Annotated in this window: 12 protein-coding genes and 1 pseudogene; 3 read left to right on the plus strand and 10 right to left on the minus strand. The window is 40.2% G+C overall.

The window, feature by feature from the left end; translation table 11 throughout:
• Window positions 1-69: 69 nt before the first annotated feature.
• Window positions 70-831 carry a sugar phosphate isomerase/epimerase family protein gene (locus J7E66_RS07680; RefSeq protein ID WP_214998893.1) on the minus strand — a complete coding sequence of 254 codons (762 nt, stop codon included), beginning with the start codon at window positions 829-831 and terminating at the stop codon, window positions 70-72.
• 136 nt (window positions 832-967) lie between these two features.
• Here J7E66_RS07680 and J7E66_RS07685 point away from each other — a divergent pair, with 136 nt between their 5' ends.
• Window positions 968-1,744 (plus strand): AraC family transcriptional regulator, encoded by a 777-nt coding sequence (locus J7E66_RS07685; RefSeq protein ID WP_214998895.1) that lies wholly within the window; start codon window positions 968-970, stop codon window positions 1,742-1,744.
• A gap of 124 nt (window positions 1,745-1,868) precedes the next feature.
• Here the strand turns inward: J7E66_RS07685 and J7E66_RS07690 are convergent, their stop codons facing one another.
• The 6 genes from J7E66_RS07690 to J7E66_RS07715 all read right to left on the minus strand — a co-directional run bounded on the left by J7E66_RS07690 (window position 1,869) and on the right by J7E66_RS07715 (window position 8,532).
• Window positions 1,869-2,954 carry a Gfo/Idh/MocA family protein gene (locus J7E66_RS07690; RefSeq protein WP_214998897.1) on the minus strand — a complete coding sequence of 362 codons (1,086 nt, stop codon included), beginning with the start codon at window positions 2,952-2,954 and terminating at the stop codon, window positions 1,869-1,871.
• A 330-nt stretch (window positions 2,955-3,284) separates the two neighbouring features.
• Complete coding sequence (locus J7E66_RS07695) at window positions 3,285-4,259, minus strand: LacI family DNA-binding transcriptional regulator (protein ID WP_251032823.1); 975 nt, start codon at window positions 4,257-4,259, stop codon at window positions 3,285-3,287.
• Between the two features lie 250 nt (window positions 4,260-4,509).
• Entirely contained in the window at window positions 4,510-5,346 is an 837-nt protein-coding gene (locus J7E66_RS07700) for a sugar ABC transporter permease (protein WP_214998936.1), read from the minus strand.
• Complete coding sequence (locus J7E66_RS07705) at window positions 5,346-6,752, minus strand: carbohydrate ABC transporter permease (RefSeq protein WP_308162484.1); 1,407 nt, start codon at window positions 6,750-6,752, stop codon at window positions 5,346-5,348. The genes J7E66_RS07700 and J7E66_RS07705 overlap by 1 nt, the downstream gene beginning before the upstream one ends.
• A gap of 150 nt (window positions 6,753-6,902) precedes the next feature.
• The gene (locus tag J7E66_RS07710; protein WP_214998898.1) at window positions 6,903-8,228 is read right to left on the minus strand and encodes a sugar ABC transporter substrate-binding protein; all 1,326 of its coding nucleotides are present in this window, start codon (window positions 8,226-8,228) and stop codon (window positions 6,903-6,905) included.
• 112 nt (window positions 8,229-8,340) lie between these two features.
• Complete coding sequence (locus tag J7E66_RS07715) at window positions 8,341-8,532, minus strand: hypothetical protein (RefSeq protein WP_214998900.1); 192 nt, start codon at window positions 8,530-8,532, stop codon at window positions 8,341-8,343.
• A 346-nt stretch (window positions 8,533-8,878) separates the two neighbouring features.
• Here J7E66_RS07715 and J7E66_RS07720 point away from each other — a divergent pair, with 346 nt between their 5' ends.
• Window positions 8,879-10,633, plus strand: a complete 1,755-nt coding sequence (locus tag J7E66_RS07720) for an alpha-glycosidase (protein ID WP_214998902.1) — start codon at window positions 8,879-8,881, stop codon at window positions 10,631-10,633.
• A 35-nt stretch (window positions 10,634-10,668) separates the two neighbouring features.
• On the opposite strand, the gene J7E66_RS07725 is transcribed toward J7E66_RS07720, so the two are convergent.
• Window positions 10,669-11,724: a LacI family DNA-binding transcriptional regulator gene (locus J7E66_RS07725; protein WP_214998904.1), complete on the minus strand. Its 1,056-nt coding sequence runs from the start codon at window positions 11,722-11,724 to the stop codon at window positions 10,669-10,671.
• 387 nt (window positions 11,725-12,111) lie between these two features.
• On the opposite strand from J7E66_RS07725, the gene J7E66_RS07730 reads away from it, so the two are divergent.
• Window positions 12,112-16,536 (plus strand): pullulanase X25 domain-containing protein, encoded by a 4,425-nt coding sequence (locus J7E66_RS07730; RefSeq protein ID WP_214998905.1) that lies wholly within the window; start codon window positions 12,112-12,114, stop codon window positions 16,534-16,536.
• Between the two features lie 84 nt (window positions 16,537-16,620).
• On the opposite strand, the pseudogene J7E66_RS07735 reads toward J7E66_RS07730, so the two are convergent.
• Both J7E66_RS07735 and J7E66_RS07740 read right to left on the minus strand, forming a co-directional pair.
• Window positions 16,621-16,812, minus strand: a pseudogene (locus J7E66_RS07735) (PRD domain-containing protein); the annotation flags it as partial.
• A 342-nt stretch (window positions 16,813-17,154) separates the two neighbouring features.
• Window positions 17,155-22,521: a GH32 C-terminal domain-containing protein gene (locus J7E66_RS07740; RefSeq protein WP_214998909.1), complete on the minus strand. Its 5,367-nt coding sequence runs from the start codon at window positions 22,519-22,521 to the stop codon at window positions 17,155-17,157.
• Window positions 22,522-22,604 lie beyond the last annotated feature (83 nt).

Genomic DNA, 22,604 nt, shown 5'->3' on the forward strand with positions numbered 1-22,604 from the left:
AATTGTTTCCTGCAGCGTCCCCCAAAAATACACTAACTCCAGAAGGACTTTTCCATATTCCTATTATTTCTACAGATTTCGGTGTTTTTCTTTCAAATAATTTATGCTGATTTCAATGCTTTCAAATGGTGTATGGCGGCTTAAATCCTGCTCGACGACCCACCACTGAACACCGGCTTCTTCTCCCATATGCAATATTGCATCAAGGTCAACGCCGCCTGTACCAAGCTCCGCAAAAAATTGTTCTCCATCTGTCGTCATGTCTTTTAAATGAATGAGCGGGGTTCTCCTTTGATAACGATTGATCCACTCCACCGGCTTTTCGCCTGCTTTTGTCAGCCAATACACATCCAGCTCTGTATGCACATTGACTGCCTTAGTATCATCAAAAATAGCTTCGAGCACCGTTCTGCCATCAGACATACGATTAAGTTCAAAATCGTGATTGTGATAACAAAGGGTGATGCCCTCCTGACGGCATGTTTCACCAACTTTATCTAATAAAGAGATAAGGGCTTTGTAATCATCCTCGCTGCGACGATCTGGCATTAAGTAAGGGCAGACAACATACTTACTTCCTAGTATTTTCTGATCTTCTATAACTCCGGCTAAATTATTTTCTAATTGTTCAAGTGGCACATGGCTCGCTGCTGCCTGAAGGCCAAGCTCATCCAATAACGCTTTTACTTCTTTTGCAGGCAATCCACCATACCCGGCAAATTCAACACCATCGAAGCCAAGCTCTGCCACCTTTTTTAAAGTGCCAGCAAAATCTTGCGCGCTTTCTTCCCGCAATGTATACATTTGTACAGCTACTGGAATTTTGATCATCCTTATCCCCCACTTTCTTGGAACATTACTTATTTGATTACATCTTATATTGTATATCTACAAATAAACATAGATGATATAATTAAAACATCTACTATTTTGCTATTTTTCTATTTTGTTAGAATAGAGGGAGCTTATGACGACGAACATATTTTTTTGCGGCTATTCCTTTCACACAAATGGATATCATTCTCAACATAAATCCGGATACCCTTCGTATCTTTTCAGACTGCAAACAGAAGGTCTCTGCGAAGTAGTCGTGAAGGGGAGAAAAATGGAACTCGCGAAAGGAGACCTACTGCTCATTAAACCTGGGGATCACTATGAACTGCTTGTCAAAGAGGGGCAAAACAGCGGAGATTATCACTTAGTTTGTGAAGGCGCGTGGATGGACGAATGGTGGAGCCGTTCTGAAAAGCCGGATGTTTCCCGAATCGATTTGGATGAAAAGCTGTTGACCTTATGGCGCCAGATCATGATTGAAAAACGCCGTCCATCATCCAGCCAAAACGAAGAGCTCTCCGGCTATTTGCTGCGAGCGCTCTGTTTATCTCTGGAACGGGCTATCAGCGAAGCCGGCCGATCCTTCAGTCACCCGTATACGGTGACACGGATGATGCGTTACATTGAGGAGCATGCCACGATCGCCTTTAAAGTGGAGGATGTGGCGCAGCATGCTGGGCTCAGCGTCTCAAGGTCCGTTCATTTATTCAAAAGCAGCGTTGGGAAAACGATGATGGAATACGCGCAGGCAATCCGCTTATCCTCGGCCATTGAGCGGATGAAATACACTACACTGACACTTGAACAGATTGCTGAAGACTGCGGATTCGGAACCTATCCTTACTTTCATAAGGTATTTAAAAAGAAATACGGCGTTGCTCCTGGTGCCTACAGGCGGATAGAATATTAGATTACATGTTTGCCTTATACATGAATGTTTTAATAAAATTAGAAAAGCTAGAAATCACTGAGTTTCCCACTTACATCAGTGTTTCTAGCTTTTCTATTATTTGATACAATCCACATTTATATATTTAAAATAGGATTTTCCCGTCTATTACCCTATCAAAGTCTTTGACGACTTCGTTTGTCTCTGCTGATTTAAAAATCGTTTCCATCAATTGTAAGACACGCAAAACTTCCTCATTTTTGATGATTGGTTCTGCTTTTCCTTCTACTAAAGAAATCACATTGTCATAAAAGCTTTCCATCGTCTTATCTACTTTCGGTAAATCCGATGTGCTGACAGCTTTTTCAGACGGAGGTGCCATCGTTTTCGTCAACCCTTGCCCGGCTTTAATCGGTTTCGGGGCTTCTACCTCCACTCCCCGATTTTGCGTCACGATTTTACCGTTAATATCCCAATCATGAATGACTGCCGTTCCTGTTGTTCCTTTTACGTACCACCGCGGCAGTTGAATGAAGTTTGTTGTTCCCACTTCCACTAAAGAGGTGATGCCGTTTTCAAACGTGATAAACACTTGAAAACCATCGTCTACTTCGTTCCCTAAAATATAACTTAAATTGGCATAGACACTCGTAATCTTACTGTCGATCATAAATAGCAGTTGATCTAGTAAATGGACACCCCAGTCCAGCAGCATCCCCCCGCCATAAGCCTTCTGATGGCGCCAGTCTCCCGGAATCCCGTTTGCTCCTTGTACCCGTGATTCAATATGAAAGACATCTCCGATAATCAGTTCATCGTATACTTTTTTTATCGTTAGAAAGTCTTCATCCCATCTGCGGTTTTGGTGCACAATAAACGCTCTGTCATTCATTTTTGCAGACTGCATAATTTCGATTAACTCTTCACTGTAAATAGTGACAGGCTTTTCACAAATTACATGCTTTTTGGAGTTTAAGGCTGCGACTGCGATTTCTTTATGCACATCGTTTGGAGTGGCGATAAGAACAAAATCAACAGAATCGTCAGCTAAAACAGCAGCTAAACTTTCATATACCTTGTATCCATCAGCCAAGGAAGCGGCTCTTCTTTCCTCCAGAATATCATAGGTTCCAACGACATTTATGTTTTGGTTTTCTTTGAGCAGCTTTCCATGATAGCTTCCCATACCACCGTAACCAACTATAACTAAATGATAGTTTCTATTCGTCATTTTTATATCTCCTTTTTTTGCCATCATTTTCTCTATAGGTTTTCTTTAATTCTCACTTCTGCTTTTTTAAAACATTACTTATTTGATTACATCTTATATCTTGGATATGCAAATAAACATAGATAATATAATTGAAATATCTATTATTTTGCTATTTTTCATTCTAGAAAGATCTTCATTTTCATTTACTTCATATTCTTTGCGCAATTAAATTTCATTATCTTATATTCATTTTTGAATGTAAGCGTTTACATTTTAGCGATTTTACAACGTTGAGTGAAAGTAATAAATCCATCATTTTCACTCAACGTTACAAAAAATTGAATCTTACTATAAGGAACGGACAGTGTCACGTTCAACAATTTGATGGGGAAAAATCTGATTCACGGTAACAGAGGGATCCAATAATAACTGAACGGAGGACCTTCCCATTTCGTATAATGGCTGCGCTACCGTCGTAAGTGGCGGAATCGCCTTTTCAGCCGTTGGAGTGTTATCAAACCCAATAAGCGATAGTTTTTCTGGAACTCTGATTCCTTGTTTATATAAAAAAGATAATGCACCTGCAGCCATTTCATCACTTGCACAAAATACCCCTGTAATGGACGGATCGTTGTTTAATAATTGATCCATACATTCTATTCCACTTTTAAAATGATAATCGCCGTGCGTAATCTTTTCATTGGTTACTTTTATACCAGCGTCATTTAACGCATCTGTAAATCCTTTTACACGTGGAATGGTCGTTACGGCATCTTCTTTTGTTCCTGCAATCATCCCAATACGAGAATGACCCTTTTTAATTAGATAGGCTGCAGCATCATATGAAGCTTGATAATCATCCACTTTTAAAAAACGTATAGGATAGTTTGTTTGGGTTGCGACTAATACTACCGGTACCTTCATCATTTCTATCTGTTTATATTCATCAGGCGTAATCGTGCCACTCACCATAATAATTCCATCTACACGTTTTTCATACAAAGTTTGTAAATAATCCCTTGTACGATAGTTTGTTTTACAGATCATCACAGTATAACCAAGCTCATGAGCACGTTCCTCAATCCCTGCAAGAACCTCATTTGCAAATAGATGTGATACATCGGGGACAAGAACGCCAATTGTTTTTGTTTCACGATTAATCAAACCCCGGGCAACAGCGTTAGGCTGATAGCCAATCGATTCAATCACTTGTTCTACCCGCTGTTTCGTTTCTTCAGAGTAGCCTGGCAGGTTATTTAAAATACGAGAAACAGTCGCGACAGATACCCCTGCTTGTTTTGCTACATCTTTAATAGTAACCATTATCTATCACCAACTTTCCACGTAAACGTTTTACTAATAAACATTACCATATGTATAAAACTACTTCAACATCCTTTCACTCCTTTTCATTTCTATGTTTTTGTAGGATGAAATTCTAAAGCATTGCCTAAAAATTCGAAAAGAGAAGCAATGAAACTCTACCGCCATTCCTGCTAGTGAATGAAGCAATCCATTTTTCATTTCTTCTCTTTTACTAAAATCGAAAACTTTTACGGAAGTCCCTTCATCATTAACCTTTATTGGCCCCTGCTTTCAGTCCTTCTGTAAGATGACCCTGGAATATAAGGAATAAAATCGTAATTGGTACAGCGACTAACACCGCACCGGCAGCAAAGTTAGTAAACTCTGTATTACCCCGGCCTGTTACCATCTCGAATAGCCCAACAGCCAATGTTTTCTTTTCATCAGAGCGTAAAACAAGCTTTGCAAAAATAAAGTCCATCCACGGCCCGATAAAGTTTGTAACAGCCACAAACACTAGAATAGGCTTTGAGAGTGGCATCATAATTTTATAGAAAATCGTCATATGGCTGGCACCGTCAATTTTCGCTGCTTCTTCAAGACTTTTTGGGAAGCCGTCAAAGTATCCCTTCACAAGCCACGCACCAAATGGAATCGATCCTCCGGAATAAAGGAGAATGAGTCCCCAATGGTTGTCGAGTAAATTCATTTGCAGTAATAGGATATAGATAGCAATCATGCCCATAAAGCCAGGAAACATTTGCAAAACAAGCATGGTCAATAAGCCTTGTTTTCTTCCGGGAAAACGAAATCTGGAAAAAGCATAGGCTGCTGTTACGACTAGAAGCGTAGACAATATCATATTCGCGAATGCAATTTTCAACGTATTTTTATACCATAATAGATAATCCGTTTCTTTAAATAGATATTGATAATGTACAAATGACAAAGACTCAGGAATTAAACGAGTAGAGAATAAAGAGTTTCCTGGGTTCATAGAACCAGTTAGAATCCAAATTACAGGGTATAAAATAAATACCGTTGTTATGATTAAAATGGTATAAATAATGGTATGATTAATTTTCTTTTTAAAGCTTAAACCCATCATGACATCATATCCTCCTCTTTAAAGGCTTTTGTTCTTTTAAAGTTCCAAATGGAGAATGTAGCAATCACAACGAAAATCAATATGGAGATGACAGAAGCCATTGCAAATTGATTATTGTCCAGTGTCAGTTTATAAATCCAGCTTATCAAAATGTCTGTCGATCCTGCATAACTATAATCCACATTGACAGGTCCGCCTTCTGTCATTAAATAAATAATGTTAAAGTTATTAAAATTTCCCGCAAAAGACATGATCGCAAGTGGTGCAGTCGCAAACATCATCAATGGCATGGTAATTTTCCAAAATTTTTGTACGGGTGATGCACCATCCACATCAGCCGCTTCATATATTTCTTTATCAATACTTGTTAGGACCCCGCTCATTAATACCATCCAGAATGGAAAGCCAAACCACATATTAACAACAACAAGTGTCATTTTCGCCCATAATGGATCTGATAACCAAGGGATTGCATGCTGAATCACACCCAAGTCCATTAAATAACGATTTAAAGGACCAAATTCACCATTAAAAATGTTTCTCATGATTAAAATCGAAACAAACTGCGGAATCGCCCATGGCAGGATAAAAATGCTTCGCCAAAACTTTTTCAATTTAATTCCTTGCTGGTTAAGTAATACAGCGAAAAAAAGTCCTAAGAAAAAAGTGGTAGCAGTTGAAAGAATGGCCCAAACAACGGTCCATGAAAACACACCATAAAAAGTAGCACTCCATGTTTTCATTTGAAACAGCTGAATAAAGGTATCAAATCCTACCCAATCCACTAAGTGCTTTGGCGGCAAGTGATTGGGTGCAGAATAATTGGTAAAAGCTATTAAAATACCAAATAACAATGGAAGAATGGTTAGAAAAGCTGTAAATAGAACAGAGGGTGTTAACAAAATATAAGGAAATCCATTTTCCCATATATTTTTAAACATCTCTTTTGCGTTATTAGGTTTAATTCCTTTTTCATTTTTAACGGCAACCTTATAGGCATCCCGAATATTTAAATAATAGAACCATAGGAAAAGCAGGAATGAAATTAAAAATATGATTCCGTCAATTAATAAGAAAATGGAATGGTCTCCCGGAACGATTTTAAACCCGTCCCGATGCTGAGGTGTTTCCCCTAATGTTGTAAGCCCCCACATAGCCCATCGGAAAGGGACCGTCCAAAAAATTAGCAGATACAATTCCAGTGCTAAAAAGCTCAATCCTTTTACTATTTGTCGATTATACAGCTGTCCAAGTCCCATAAATAATCCGGAAAGTATAGCAGACATTCTAGGTTTTGTCAGGAATGGTTTTTTAGCTGGTTGCGGTGATTTTCTAATCTTTGATCCATGTTTTTGCGGGTTAGGCAGTTGATCTTCTACATATTTTCGAGCTGTCGAACTCATATTTCATCCTCCTTTTGAAATGAGAGGCCGGACTCGTAAGACGTCACCCCCTTAAACCAACAAAATAGATAGTTTTCTCTCAGGAAGAGCATTCTATATATTTTGTTATCAGGGAGACTTACCCACGAGTCAGACTCATTTTTAATGTAATTATTTAGTCTGGGACTTGATGGCATCTTTAATTTGTTGAACCCCTTTATCCAGTGCTGTTTGAGGTTCAGCAGCCTTATTCCAAATCGCTGTATAAGCCACTTCCTCCGCACCCCATACATTTTGCATTTCAGGGATATTAGGCATTGAAATAGAATATTGTGCTTGTTCTAAGAATGTATATTTGATTTTGTCTTGCTTAATGGTTTCATTTTCTAATAATGCTTTAGAAGGCGGCAGCTGACCTGTCATTTCATAACGTTTTAACAGCATTTCATCACTTGTTGCAAATTTAGCCAACAATGTCGCTGCTTGTGGATATTTACTATAAGCATTTACATAATAGGCCTTAGATCCTGAAAAAGTGGTTGGAACTTTCCCATTGTCAAGTTTCGGCAGCGTTGTAATACCAAAGTTCACTTTAGCCTCTGTATAGCTTTTCACCATCCAAGGACCAGTGATATTATATAAAAGTTTACCTTCAGTAAAGTATGAATTGATGACATCTCCAGTAAGGTCTTCTTTTTTCAGCGGCAAGATTTCATCACGGATACGCTGCATTAATTTCGCTGCTTTTAGTGAACCTTCATTGTTTAAACCAATTTCATTTGGATCTGTATTTTTGTCCCCGAAAATATAACCGCCATATCCTCCAACAAATCCATGTATTAAGTAGAAATTACCTGGTTCGATCATGAAACCATATGAACCGGGATGTTTTTTCTGAAACTCTTTCGATTGCTTGATTAATTCTTCCATTGTTTCGGCTGGTTTAAAGCCCATTTCATCCAATAAAGTTTTGTTATAGAAAAGGGCAACTCCTTCAATGTTTAACGGATAACCAAATGTTTTAAGCTTGCCCTCTTCATCTTTTGCAGATACGGCTGTATTGGCACCGTCCATAAAGCGCTCTTTATATTCATCGGCATAATAGTTATCATAAACTAATCCAGCCTTGCTCATCTTTCCTAAATGATCGTGGGCCGCATTAAATACGTCCGCTCCTAATCCCGCTGGACCATCTGTTTCAAGCTTTACAGGTGCATCAGTATGATTGACATTTGCATATTTAACCGGGATTCCATATTTTTTAGTGAATTCTTTCGCGACATATTTTGCCCATTCACCTTCCTCATCCTTGTTATCCCATAAAACCAGCTTTGCTCCTTCTTCCGGAGTGATTTCTTCTTTTGCTGTTTCTTTTGCTGAACTGCTTTTAGCGGTTTCTTTAGAAGCTTCTCCTCCTGTTTGGGCCCCTGGCTTACTACATGCTGCTAATGCAAATAGTAACAGTGCGATTAAAGATAGATTTAATAGCTTTTTCAAATTAATTCCCACCTTTTGATTTATTAATATTTATCTCAATGCTTATTTGGTAAAGTTTCTACCAAAATAAACAGTTGAAAATTTAAGTCACTGCAACCGTTTGCACAATTGGCTAAAGTGTAACTTTACTAAAGTCACTTTCTTTTTCTGATAAAGTGAACTCTTTTGCTTTACCTGTTAAATGGTGGATAACCAGCATTTGTTCGCTAGGGGTCACTCGTTTATATGAAAGAATTCCTTCTACTTCTGTAAAAGAGGCTTCCATTTCACCTTCAAACAGCACCTTATTGGAGTCTGCGTACATGAATCATCTTTTTATAATGATTTAATAGAGAATTTTCATCTTTAAGCTCGGCTTCGGCAGAAAGTTTTTCAAAATCTTGATTTTGGATAAGCGGTTCCCAGTAACAAAAAAATTCTAAAAATCGGTTTTACGTAAACGTTTACTTTACTATTAAAAAAATATATAATGATTACGTAAACGTTTAACTTATCTTGTAATCTATTACATCACTCTAATTCTGAATAGTCAATATATTATTTATTTTTGTTTAATCATTATAATTTTTGATTTTTTTTGAAAACGAGACTTAGAAATAATTGAAATCTTTCTAATGATTTATCAAATTTAGCTGAAATGAGGAGTTATGATGTTAAAAGAAGCCGTTTATCACAGACCGAAAAACAATTTTGCCTATGCCTATGATAATAAAACATTGCATATTCGCCTTCGCGCTAAAAAAGGTGATTTAAAAAAGGTGTTTTTAATATATGGGGATCCTTATCAGTGGACAAAAGATGGGTGGACAAACTTTACTAAACCAATGACATTGGAAGGATCGGATGAATTATTCGATTACTGGTTTGCGGAGGTGAAACCGGAATTCCGTCGATTACGCTACGGATTTGAACTCTATTCAAATACTGAATCCGCTGTATTTGGCGAAAGAGGTTTTGTGGACAAAGATCCTCGTGATTCCAGCTTTTATTTCTGTTTTCCATTTTTAAATCCGATTGATGTGTTCAAAGCGCCGGAATGGGTTAAGAATACGGTGTGGTATCAAATCTTCCCGGAACGGTTTGCGAATGGCAATCCAGAGTTAAACCCTGAAGGCACACTTCCGTGGGGAAGCCAAGATCCTGAACCTGATACATTCTTCGGCGGCGACTTTGAAGGAATTATTGAAAATATTGATCATTTAGTAAAACTTGGGATTACAGGCATTTACTTTACGCCAATATTTAAAGCGGCTACCAATCATAAATATGACACCATTGATTATATGGAAATTGATCCGCAATTTGGAGACAAAGAAACCTTTAAACAGCTTGTGGAAGTATGCCACAAAAATGGGATTCGTGTCATGCTTGATGCCGTTTTCAATCACAGTGGTTTTTATTTCGATGCTTTTCAGGATGTCCTTGAAAAACAAGAGAAATCCAACTATAAAGATTGGTTTCATTTAAAGGAATTTCCAGTGCAAGCTTTTCCGGAACCAAATTATGATACATTTGCCTTTACACATATGATGCCAAAGTTAAATACGGAACATCCTGAAGTGAAAGAATATCTACTAAATGTCGCAAAATACTGGATTGAAGAATTTGATATTGATGGATGGCGCCTCGATGTTGCCAATGAAGTTGATCACGAGTTTTGGAGAGGGTTTAGAAAAACGGTAAAAGCAATCAAACCTGATGCCTACATTCTGGGAGAAATTTGGCATGATTCTATGCCTTGGCTTCAAGGCGATCAATTTGATGCAGTGATGAACTATCCGTTTACAAATGCGTCCTTGGACTTTTTTGCAAAAGATAAAATTAATGCGGAAGAGTTAGCACATCAGCTCACAAACGTGTTAATCTCTTATCCTAAGAATGTAAATGAAGTGGCGTTTAATTTATTAGGGAGTCATGATACCCCAAGAGTTTTAACGGTTTGTGACGAAAATATCGACAAGCTGAAGCTTCTTTTCCTATTCCAACTCTCATTTATCGGCACACCTTGTATATATTATGGAGACGAAATCGGCTTAACCGGAGAAAACGACCCCGGGTGCCGGAAATGCATGAATTGGGATGAAGAGGAACAAAATCTGGAACTCTTTCACACTGTCCAAAAATTAATTTCGCTTCGAAAAGAGTATGCTGCATTTAGAAATGAAGGCAAGTTTACGTTTTTAGAAACGAATGCCGATACAAACCATATCATTTATTCCAAGCAGTCGGCTGGAGAAACGATTATCATTGCGATTAATAACTCTGCTGATAAGCTTGGCGTGACGATTCCATATGATTTTACAGGCAAAAGCCCTGTTGATTTATGGAACAACAAACCTCTTAGAGAGACGTCAAAAGTTGAACTTCCACCCTATGGATTCTCAATAATCCAATTGAAGAACTAAAACAATGAAAAAGCAGACGGTCTAGAGGGAATCTTTTATAGATTCTCATTACTATCTGCTTTTTGTTTCTCCAGGGGGTGACTGCATGATTGACGTTCAACCAATTGATGAGGAATGATAATCCGTTTGGTTGGTTCTGTCCGATCTTCGATTAGTTGAATCAAACTCCTCGATGCTTGATATCCAAGCTCAAAAATATGAATATCCACTGAAGTTAACGGTGGTTTGGACATTTCTGCTAAGAGGACGTTATTAAAACTAACGACTGAGATTTCTTCCGGAACCCTGATTCCCAGCTCATCTAATGTACTTAGTACACCTAGTGCCATTAAATCATCAACCACTACGAGTGAAGTTGGGCGTTGCTCAAGTGCCATTAACTCACTCACCGCCTCTTGACCGCCTTCCCTTAGGAATTCCTCATGAAGGATATATTCATTTTTTATAGGAATGTTTGCCTTTTTTAAAGCCTGCCTATACCCATTCAAACGGTCAACCGTAACCATTAGTTCTGGGTTCCCTCCAATAAAAGCAATTTTCCGATGGCCATGGTCTATTAAGTATTCAGTAGCTTCTCTCATGGCACGAACATTATCATTATCAACATGTGTGATTTCTTCTGCATCTTTAGAAGGTTTTCCAATAACAACAAAAGGAAAATCCCTTTCTCTTAAGTACGAAATGACTTTATCCTCCACCTTGGAGTTAAGAAGAATCATGCCATCTACTCTTTTCCCTTGTACCATATTAATAACTGCTTCAAGTGTTTCGTTTTCTAATTTCCCTGTTGTCATCTGCAAAGCATATTTTTTTTCACGGGCCCCCTCACTTATTCCCTGTAAAATAGAAGGGAAAAACGGATTCTGAAAAACGACATCTCCAGAACTCGGCATGACAAGCCCTATTGTTTGGGTTGATTGACTGGCAAGACTTCTGGCATTTTGGTTAGGATGATACCCTAGCTGTTCCATTGCTTTTTTAACTTTTCGTTTCGTCGCTTCACTAATTCGTGAATTATTGGCAATTACTCTTGAAACAGTTGATGGTGCGACATTTGCAAGCTTTGCCACATCCTTGATGGTAACAGCCATTTCTTCTCCCCTCTCATTCAAAGTTAATTGATTCTACTACTAATTTTAATAGAATAGAAACGGTCATTTTTGCATATTCCATCGTCTTTACAGCACTTACATTTACGAAATCGGTTGCACAATCTACCCTTTATTATAAAGTGTTTACAACCAGTTATACAGCTAAAAAATAATGACTTCCCGATTTGGTGATGATGTATCAGAAAATTTAGATTTTTTTCAACTTTCTATTGAATTGTGCTGAGAAAAAGTTATAATAAATTTTGAAAGTGATTGTGCAAACGTTTGCACTAATACAGTCCTCTAAGGATCTTACATACGGCTTTTTTGTGCAACTACATGCAAACGCTTTTCTAGATTAATAGAGTTAGGGAAAGGAGATTTTTCATGAAGAGAAATCAGAGAACACTGCTGTCGCTTGTTACCGTAGTTGGACTAATTCTTCAGCTATTTTCTGGACTTGTGACAAGTCAAACAGCCAAAGCGGCAGAAACAACACCAAAGCAGGTTGTACTTGTTGGCAGTCTGCAGGCAGTTTTAGGAAATTCAGGAGATTGGGATCCATCTTCTGTTAAAACGCAAATGGATTACCAAGGAAATGGTTTGTACAGCCTTACTGGCACACTGCCGTCAGGGACATATGAATACAAAATCGCCATTGGAGGAGGCTGGTCCGAAAATTACGGAGACGGCGGCGCACCTGGTGGAAACAACATTAAACTAACTCTGACCGAACAAAAAAAAGTCACCTTCTACTACAATGACAATACCCATGCCATTGCTGATAGTACCCATTACACACTTTTAAATGAGGACAAAAAGCCCCGCTTAGTAGGAACCATTCAACCTGCCATTCACGCAGGGACTGCATGGAGTCCGACAGACTCAACAGCATTAATGGAGGACACCCATTTTGATAACGTCTATTCCTTTACTGCAAAGGTACCTAGAGGCAGCTACGAATACAAGATTGTATTGGGCAAGGACTGGACGGAATCCTATCCTGGTTCAAATGAGAAGCTGAATGTACTATCTGATACGACAATCACATTTTTCTATAACAACCAAACAAAAGAAGTTTATTCAGATTATAAACCTATTGGATCTGATGGCATGATAGATAAGAATGCTCTTTATCATGATTCATGGGACCAAGTATACCGGACGCCGTTTGGGGCAGTTCCAGCAGGGAAACCTGTCACCTTCCGATTATCGGCTAAAAAGGGTGACCTGACCAGAGCCAGCCTTTATGTGAAAAACTATAATACAGGCACAACAAAGGTTCTTTCAATGAAGAATACAGGCTGGTCAGACACAAAAGACAAAGGTGCCATTGAGTTCTGGGAAGCCACCTTTACACCGTCTGACAAAGGAGTTCACGGCTATAAATTCATTGCCGGGGATCAGGATACAACAGTGGAATACGGAGAAGACACACAGGAAGGGCATACCGGTAAAGCGGAGGATAAAAATGCAGGACTCTTCCAATTGACCGTTTTCGACCCGGGCTATCAAACACCGGATTGGATGAAGGAAGCTGTTGTTTATCAAATATATCCGGACCGTTTTTATAACGGCAACAAAGCAAATGACCATGTAAAGGATCAGATTGGAGCCCGAGGCAGCCAGCCAATAGAACATCCCGACTCCTGGTCATCCTTGCCGGATAATCCGTATGAACAAGGAACTGGCTCCTACACAGGGGACGGAGAATTTACAAACGACTTCTTTGGCGGAGACATTGCTGGTATTAAGGCGAAGCTTGATTACCTGCAATCACTTGGCGTCAATACCCTATATTTAAACCCAATTGCACTTGCACCGTCCAACCATAAATATGATGCAACAGACTATAAACAGGTGGATCCGATGTTTGGCTCGGAAAAAGAATTCGAGGATTTCGCCAAGGAATTGTCTAAACGGAACATGCACCTGATTTTGGATGGGGTATTTAATCATGTGGCTGATGATTCCATCTATTTTGACCGCTACCACAAATATAAAACAGTGGGTGCCTATGAATACTGGTCTCGTATTTACGATTTAATGAATAACGAAAAATTGTCTGAAACTGCAGCTAAGGATAAGGCCAAACAGAAACTCATGGCTGAAGGACAAACCTTTAGCCCATATGGCTTTGAAAACTGGTTCCATATTGAAAATGTTAAAGTTCCAAATGAAAAAGACAACGGTGTTTCGACGGGTGAGCATTATAAGTATGAAGGCTGGTGGGGATACGACAGTCTTCCTGTATTCGAATCCGTTAACGGTACAAAGGTTGACCATCCAAGTGAACTTAACAACACAGCATTGGCAAATTATATTTTTTATGACAAGGACTCAGTAGGAAAAACTTGGATTAATCGAGGTTCATCTGGCTGGCGCCTGGATGTAGCTAATGAAGTGGACAGTTCCTTCTGGCAGGAATTCCGCAAGCAAATGAAGTCCAAGACTATGATAGGAGCCGGAAAAACACTTCAAAAAGAAGAAGAGCCACTTATTCTAGGTGAAATTTGGGATGATGCATCCAAGTACTTCTTAGGGGATCAATATGACTCAGTCATGAACTATCGTTTCCGAGGAGCCATTTTGGATTACTTAAAGAACGGTAATGCCGCTAATGCTCAAAACACCCTTCTCGCTATACAGGAGGACTATCCAAAGGAAGCCTTTTATGCCCTCATGAACCTGATGGGATCCCATGATACAGCTCGGGCAATCTTCCTGTTAGGCAATGGAACGGATACGTATTTCAGAGCGGAACAAGATCCGAACTACAAATACGATGAAGGTGTGAAGCGATTGAAGCTGGCTTCTATCCTGCAAATGGGTTACCCTGGAGCACCAACCATTTATTACGGAGATGAAGCGGGTCAAACAGGATCCAAAGACCCAGATGACCGACGCACATATCCGTGGGGGAACGAAAACAAAGACCTCATTGCACACTATCAAAAGATTGGTCAAATCCGCAAGGAAAATGCTGACCTATTCGCTCATGGCGATCTGCACCATTTATATGCAAAGGGTGATGTGTTAGCCTATGTCCGGACAAAAGATACAAAATCTGGCCTTGTCATTATTAACAGAGGGAAAACCACACAAACGGTTGATATCGATACAAAAGTGCTGCTCGCGAATGGTCTTCGTTTTGTGGACCAATTGGACCCTAAATATCTGACTACAACGAAGGATGGCAAGCTGTCATTAACAGTTCCAGCAGAGTCCGGAAGAATGTTAATAACGGTTAATGATGTTAAACAACCACAGCCTGTTAAAGAAGTTACCGGCACAGCTGGTTCTAAAGAAGTTACTTTAAGCTGGACAGGAACAGGTACAAAATACAATGTCTATCAATCTACTGTTTCAGGTGGATTATGGACAAAAGTGAAAGAAACTACAGGTACATCTGTGAACATTTCCGATTTAACTAATGGTCGTACCTACTATTTTACTGTGACGGCCGTGAATGAAAGTGGGAATGAATCTATACCAGCTGCCTCATCCGGCCTTGTGCCTCATTACGATGCTGCAAAGGCTAGTATTAAGGACCTGACTACTTTAGACAACGGGGAATTGAATCTGGCACAGACCTCCAATGTTAAAGCAGCTATTTACCTGCCAGGTGCGACAGAAACTGGTGCAGCAGAAGGAATCACGGCCGATCTCCAAGTAAGAATGAAAGGCCAAACCGCTTGGACATCTTACCAAGCCTTGTATAACGGCCAGGCTCAGGGAGACCAGGCAAATGAGTTTCAGGGAAGCTTTACAGCGTATGAGGCGGGCACATATGAATACCGAATGGCCTTTACGCCGGATTTAGGAAATACATGGGTTTACTCAATTACTGGTGAAGTGACCTTTTCACACAGCACGTCTGATACTACCCCGCCTGCTAATGATGTTACTTTGGACACTCCGATAAAGGAATCCGGTCAGGTCAACTTGAACTGGAAACTCACGCAGCCGGATCAGCCATTTAAAACGGTCATTTACCGTGACGGCCAAATTCTTTCAACATTGGACGGCAGTGCCGCCACCTTCCGTGATAATCAGGTGGCAAATGGAACTGCCTACCAATATCAAGTGCGTGTCTATGACCAGGCTGGAAACCAAGTAGAATCCAACAAAGTAAGTGTAACCCCTGAAATTGTTATGGTACAAGTAACCTTTAAGGTTCATGCACCGGATTATACACCTTTAGCAGCGCGGGTCAATATACCAGGCAGCTTGAATGGTTGGAATACTAGTGCCTGGACTATGAGCCGTAATGGCGCTGTGACGCCTGATTGGGAATACACAGTGGAGCTTGAGGAAGGAACAGAGCTTACGTATAAATATACGAGGGACAATACTTGGGATCATGAAGGTTTGGCAGATCATACGCCATCTGATCATTCGGATGACGATATCAGTAACTTCGGCTATGGTGCCACAGGAACCGATATGAAAATTGTGGTCACCAATCAAGGAAACAACAAAATGGTTGTACAGGATACCATTCTGCGCTGGATTGATATGCCGCTGGCAGTCAGTCAAATTGATGTCAATGGATCAACTATGACTATAAAGGGGAATGCAATAAAGGGAGCTGACCTCACTATCAATGGGGAAAAAGTGACATTCGGAAATGATCTGAATTTCACTCAATCCTTTACCCTTCAAGCAGGACAGACACAAGTACCTGTTCATATCGAACCAACTGACTCCACAAAGTCCACCATCTTTAAAGAGGACGGCGGTTCTATTAGCAAGAATACAAAGAACTATGTCATCGATGTCCTAACAAAAACGATATGCGAAACCAAGTAAGTGGTCACGAAAAGGTCTGCCGGAATCATGGCAGACCTTTTTTGCCGAAAGTTAAGAAAAGCGACTTGGTATTGACATCAGCTTTCACAACTGTTGTTTCCGCATAACAGCTCGATTATAGAATCTTTGAATATGCATGGAAATATACATTAACTCTGCATCAGGGTATTTTACACGGTATTTCCCTTCAACAAATTGGCCAACTTCTTTTGCACAGGAAAATGCTTCTTTAAAATTTTCCTTGATCATCGAAGCCATTTTTTGGTCATAATCATGGTTCGTCTCATTTGATAATAGACTTTTAAGCGAAAATTTCTAATCTGGTGTTCACCTGTTTTTTGATTAAAACTCCTGTAATCGTCAGGAAGCAAACTGCCAAAACAAGCAGCCTCATCCATATAATCCTCTTCTTTTTCATCTTAAAAACTCCTTATCTAGTACAGTGTATTCAACCTTAATAACAAAAAAAAGACCTAAAATAGGTAAGGACATATACACAAAGGTACCTTCTGTCCTTTACTCATTTTAGGTCTTGCCTGCTAACCAGTCACAATCCTGCAATATAAAATTTCACATGATTATTCTAGGTTATTTGATTCTATCTATCAAAGTAAGATTTTACCTTTTTATGGCCACAGGAACATTTACATCATCAATATTAATATGTCCCCATCCGCCAGTTTCATAGTCTACAACTTTGATGTATAACTCTTTGCCTATATATTCCGAAGCATCCCAGTTAACTCTTCGATAGGCTTCCCAGTTACCACCCGTTTCCTTCATTAACTCTTTGCCGTCTGAAGCTCTTACCAGTGCTAGATAAAGTCTGTCGATATTAGCTCCGCCGCCAATTAGGAAATCGATTTTTCCGTTTCCACCTAACACAAAGTTCTCCGATTTTAACACTCCTGTCAATGAATCCCCGCCTTTTTCTCCATTAAAACCCCATAAATGGTATCGTTCCGGGTCGATTCGGTCTGAGGCTTGGTTAAATGGTCCGCCCCATCCCCAATCGTTTGCCTTGGAAACGTGTTCATTACTAAAAGCTTTCCCTTCTACAACAGTCCATCCTGTTAAATCGCCGGTTTGGAAATCATGGTTTGGCAATTCTGCACTTTCTGGAATAGGATCTCCTCCGCCATTCAATTCAGGCCAATAGGCAGGAACCGTTTCCCCGTATGCGGAACCCATTTCCCATACCTTCATCGACACCACTTTCGCCTTTCCGCCACTGCTCCATAATTCTAGGCCCAATGCATCGGAAAGAGTCGGATATACACGTGATGTGATGCTTTTTTCACCATTCGCGTACGCTTCAATCATCGACCGATCTAGATACACATGAAGCTTGAGATTTTTTTTTCCAAGCTTAAATTCTCCGCTCTGTATCCCTTTTTGGATATCCGGATCGAGGCTTGATTTGTTTCGGTCGATGTTAAGTGATTGTTTTTCAACATCAAAGAATAGTAGTGTTTCTTCCTTGCCATTTGCTGACTTTCTAGCTTTTAGACCTACTTGTTTTGCAGAGGCTGGATTGATTTCAAGTTGAATTTCCAACTGATCACCCTTAACATTTGTTAATAATTCATTGGCTTTATCTGTGTTTTCATTCTTGATTGAAACAAGTTCCTTTTTCCTTAGAGAACTCAATTCAGTAATGGGTTTAATTCCCAATCCGCCTTCTGAGTTTAAGGAAAGCTCTAGCGGCAATCCTGCATTATGAGCCCAGCCAGCATCATAATGCTGCTGCTCCGTCCGGCGGTCCTGTGTAATACTGAAGAGAATCGAACGTCCTTTTCCATCAACCATTCCACTTGGTCCTGTATAGTGTTCACCATAATCAAATTGTTTCGGTTCCTCGTGGTCAGGAACAAACTCTAATTTTTCTTTATCCCATGTTCCAATCCAATACCAAACATATTTGACATTGTGTGGACTGTACCCATCAAACCAAGGGTTGAAAAAGAAGACATATTTTTCAACACCTTTTGCATCTTTACCTAATGGCAAGAACACTGGCAACTCCCAAACCTGGCCTGTTTTCGGGTTTTGCTTATAATTGCCGACAATCAGTGGCTTTTTGTATTCCCAATCTTTCAGGTTCTTAGAGGTATAAAGAAGTGCAGTTCCCCCCGCTCCTTTAATACCAGAACCAACAAGCTGGTACCATGTATCCCCATCTTTCCAAACATACGGATCACGGAATTGCCCGTACCATACCTCCCCTTCTTTTGCCGGCAGGTTTGGCGCTTGAACCGTAACTGGTTTCTCGTACATGGACCATTCTTTCAAATCCGGGTCCCCGGGATCCTTACTCGTTGCAAGACCCGTCATTTGATTAGGAACCTTTTTATCATCACCTGCTGTAAAAAATAATACCGGATTACCATTACCATCCACAGTTGATCCGCCTGACCAAACACCATCCGGCGCAACGGAATTCCCATCAGGTGCAAGTGCTATTGGTGCATCTTTCCAATGAACCATATCCTCACTTACAGAATGCCCCCAATGAATTTGATGCCAATATGGGCCTTGGGGATTATTTTGATAGAATAAATGATATTTCCCATTATAGAAGAACGGCGCATGAGGCTCGTTCATCCAATGCTCTGGTGCGATAAAATGATATTGCGGGCGGTACCGGTCGCCATCATATCTACTCCTATCTGGTGCCAAATCAGGTATTGGAAGTGCATGATTCTCAAAACTACTTAAATACGAATCATAATTTTCTTTAATTTTTTCCCCTGATAGCGAAAGGTTATGCATTTTTAATTCGTCTATCATTCCATTAAACATATTAGCAGTGAAAGCTCCATTAACCAAAGCGGCACTGTTATGTTTTCCGATTAATAAATCATTTGAAGATGGTGTGATGGTCCCTTTTGGTGTGACCGTCTCCCCGACCAATTCACCATTTAAATAAAGCTTCATTTTTTGTTCAGCCTTATCAAAGGTGGCAACAATATACGACCATTTATTTTTTTCAAGAGGTTTGTTTTCGGCAGTCCAAACTTCCTTCCATTCCCCGTTAATACTTGCCTGAAACGACCATTTCCCGTGCCGTCCCAAGCCAAGGATATAACCTTCGCTTGCCGTTTTATTGTGTTGATTGACGATCGCTGATAATTGACCGAGATCGCCCCATTCGTAAGATCTTGGAGCAACCCAAGCTTCTATCGTGAGAGCATCCGTCGGCTTAATCACCTGGTCAGAAGGCCTCGTAATCCAAGTGGAATATCCGTCGAACAATAAAGCCTTGTTGCGGATTCCATCCCTCCATAAAGGATCTGTCGATGGCTTGTATAAAGCCTTGGTAAACACATAGGAAATGGGATCTTTCGTTCCTCTGACGATGTCTTTTGTTTTGGTCCCACTGCCTTCATCCAACGGCCAGTTGGCTATAATGCCAGTATTTTTCACATGAAAGTCATCTACATTAATATGGCCCCATCCTTCTTTTGACTGGTCCACCACTTTGATGTAGACTTTTTCCCCCAGGTAATTGGCTGCATCCCACTTGACCCGAGTATAAGCTTCGCTGTCCTTCCAATTGGTATTCGTCGCTTTGAGAAGTTCTTTATCATCGGAGGCTCTAACTAAGGCCACATATAATTTGTCTATGTCATTACCGCCGCCGATTAGGAAATTAATTTCACCAGTACCTGCCAGGGTAAAGTTTGATGATTTTAAAATTCCAGTTTGTCCGTCTCCACCATCTTTAGCTCCCCATAGATGGTATTGGTTATGGTGATTAAACGGTCCACCCCAACCCCAATCCTTATCAGCTGTAACATCCTGATTGCTGAAGGCATCGCCTTCCACAATTGTCCATCCTGTTAAATCACCAGTCTCAAAATCTGGATTTTGGATAACATCGGTATTCACCGGGTCATTATTAAAAACATGAAAATCATCGACATTGATGTGCCCGAATCCGTCAGAATGATAGTCAACTACTTTGATATACATTGCTTCCCCGATATATTCCGATGCATCCCAACTGACTCTTCGGTAGGCTTCTGTGTTGGATCCCGTTGCTTTAAAAAGCTCTTTTCCATCCGAAGCACGAACCAAGGCAACATATAGTTTCGAAATATCCTGGCCCCCGCCAACAAGGAAATCAATCTTTCCATTCCCGCCAAGTTTGAAGACCGATGATTTCATTACACCTGTACGGAAATCAGATTTTGCATCATTCGCTGCCCCGGCAAATCCCCAAACATGGTACGTTCCTTGCTGCTGAAAAGGACCGCCCCAAAAACTAGTAACATTCGATACTGGACGATCAAATGCTGAGCCTGCCTCTGTCCATCCTGATAGATTGCCAGTCTCAAAATCTGGATTTTCAATCTCATTTGGCAGACTGACTCCATCAACGGCCACTTGATCTATCTTTGAAACAAAGGTTGCGCTGTCCAAATCATATATCTTTAATGATTTTAGGGATACTTCTCCACCGGTTGTGTAAAGTGCAAGAGATTGATTTTTAGGATCAGGGAAGAATTGATCCGTCATCACAACACGGCCGTCTTGACCAAATACTTCAACAGATGCCTTGTCAACAATCAGATGGAGTTTAACGGTTTGATTACTGGCATTTAACGGTGCTTCATGTTTTGCAGCAAAATTGCCATTGAAACTTGATTCACCAGCATTGGAACGGTCAACAAACAATTTTTTATTGCCAATATCGTAACCAATCTTTGTTTCCCCGCTATCTCCCTTTCGAACTTTAAAACCAAACTCCGTTGCTGTCGCCGAATTCAAATCAAATTCAGCCATAATCTCAAAGGTATCTCCTGATACGTTCGAAAGCAGATTTTCTCCCGGAGTTAGCACTTTATTTTCAAATACTTGTGGCGTTCCCCTCAGACTTTCTAACTCTTTTACAGGTTTCTGTGTAAGACGAATTCCTTCCCCATCAACCGTTGATAAGCCAAGTTCACGCGGAATCGACATCGATCCCCTGAATGATGATGTAGGAATGTCCTGACCATATTTCCAATTATTCATCCACCCGAGCAATAAGCGGCGTTCATCAGAAACATCACTCCATGTAACATCTGCATAAAAATCAGCACCATAATCGGCCCAGAGAACTTTACTCGGGTCATTGGCATTGGTAAAATTTTTCCCATCAAAATCACCGATAAAATATTGCATCCCCGAACCGCCGGAAGGAGCACCTTCACTGATACTGGCAGCTAATACCCACTTTTTCTTCGTTGGATCCCCATCAACCGGAAGTGCAAATAAATCCGGGCATTCCCATGTTCCCGTATGGGAGCCGTCATGGTTGCCAAATTCACTTACTTTCGTCCAACTTTTTAAATCTGGCGAGTTATAAAAATAGACGCGGTCACCGGCTGAAATGGCCATAATCCACTTGTTTGTTTCCTCATGCCAGAATACCTTTGGGTCCCGGAATACGTCAATCCCCGCTGGCATCGGGATAATCGGATTGCCATCATACTTCGTCCACATACGGCCCTTATCGTTGCTGTAAGCTAAACTTTGAACTTGATGACCACCTTTTTCCTGAGTAAATACAGCAACCATCGGCGGTTTAGAGTCTTTTCCGAATCCAGTCGTATTGTTCCAATCCACAACTGCACTTCCTGACCAGATAAAACCTGTTTCATCTGGATAAAGACCGATCGGCAGGTATTCCCAATTGACCAAGTCTTTACTTACCGCATGTCCCCAATACATCGGTCCCCACTTTGATTCAGTAGGATTATGCTGATAAAACAGATGATACTCCCCATCGTAATACACCATACCGTTTGGGTCATTCATCCAGTTTTTTTCCGGAGAAAAGTGGAATTTGGATCGAAAAGGTTCATTTTCTCCGCCAACAGCTGAAACCGTTGTTTCACCAGTTTCAGCTTTACTGGAGATTGTTGGCATAAACATCGAAATCATTAAAGAAAAAATGACCACAATCGATATTCCTCTATTTTCCAATTTTTGCTTCAACCCTGTTCCCCTCCAACATTTATTTGTCTTTTATATTCAAACAATAAGAAGGCGCTTACATAACAACTTAAAAGAATGGATGC

This window comes from Bacillus sp. ISL-7 (assembly GCF_018613065.1).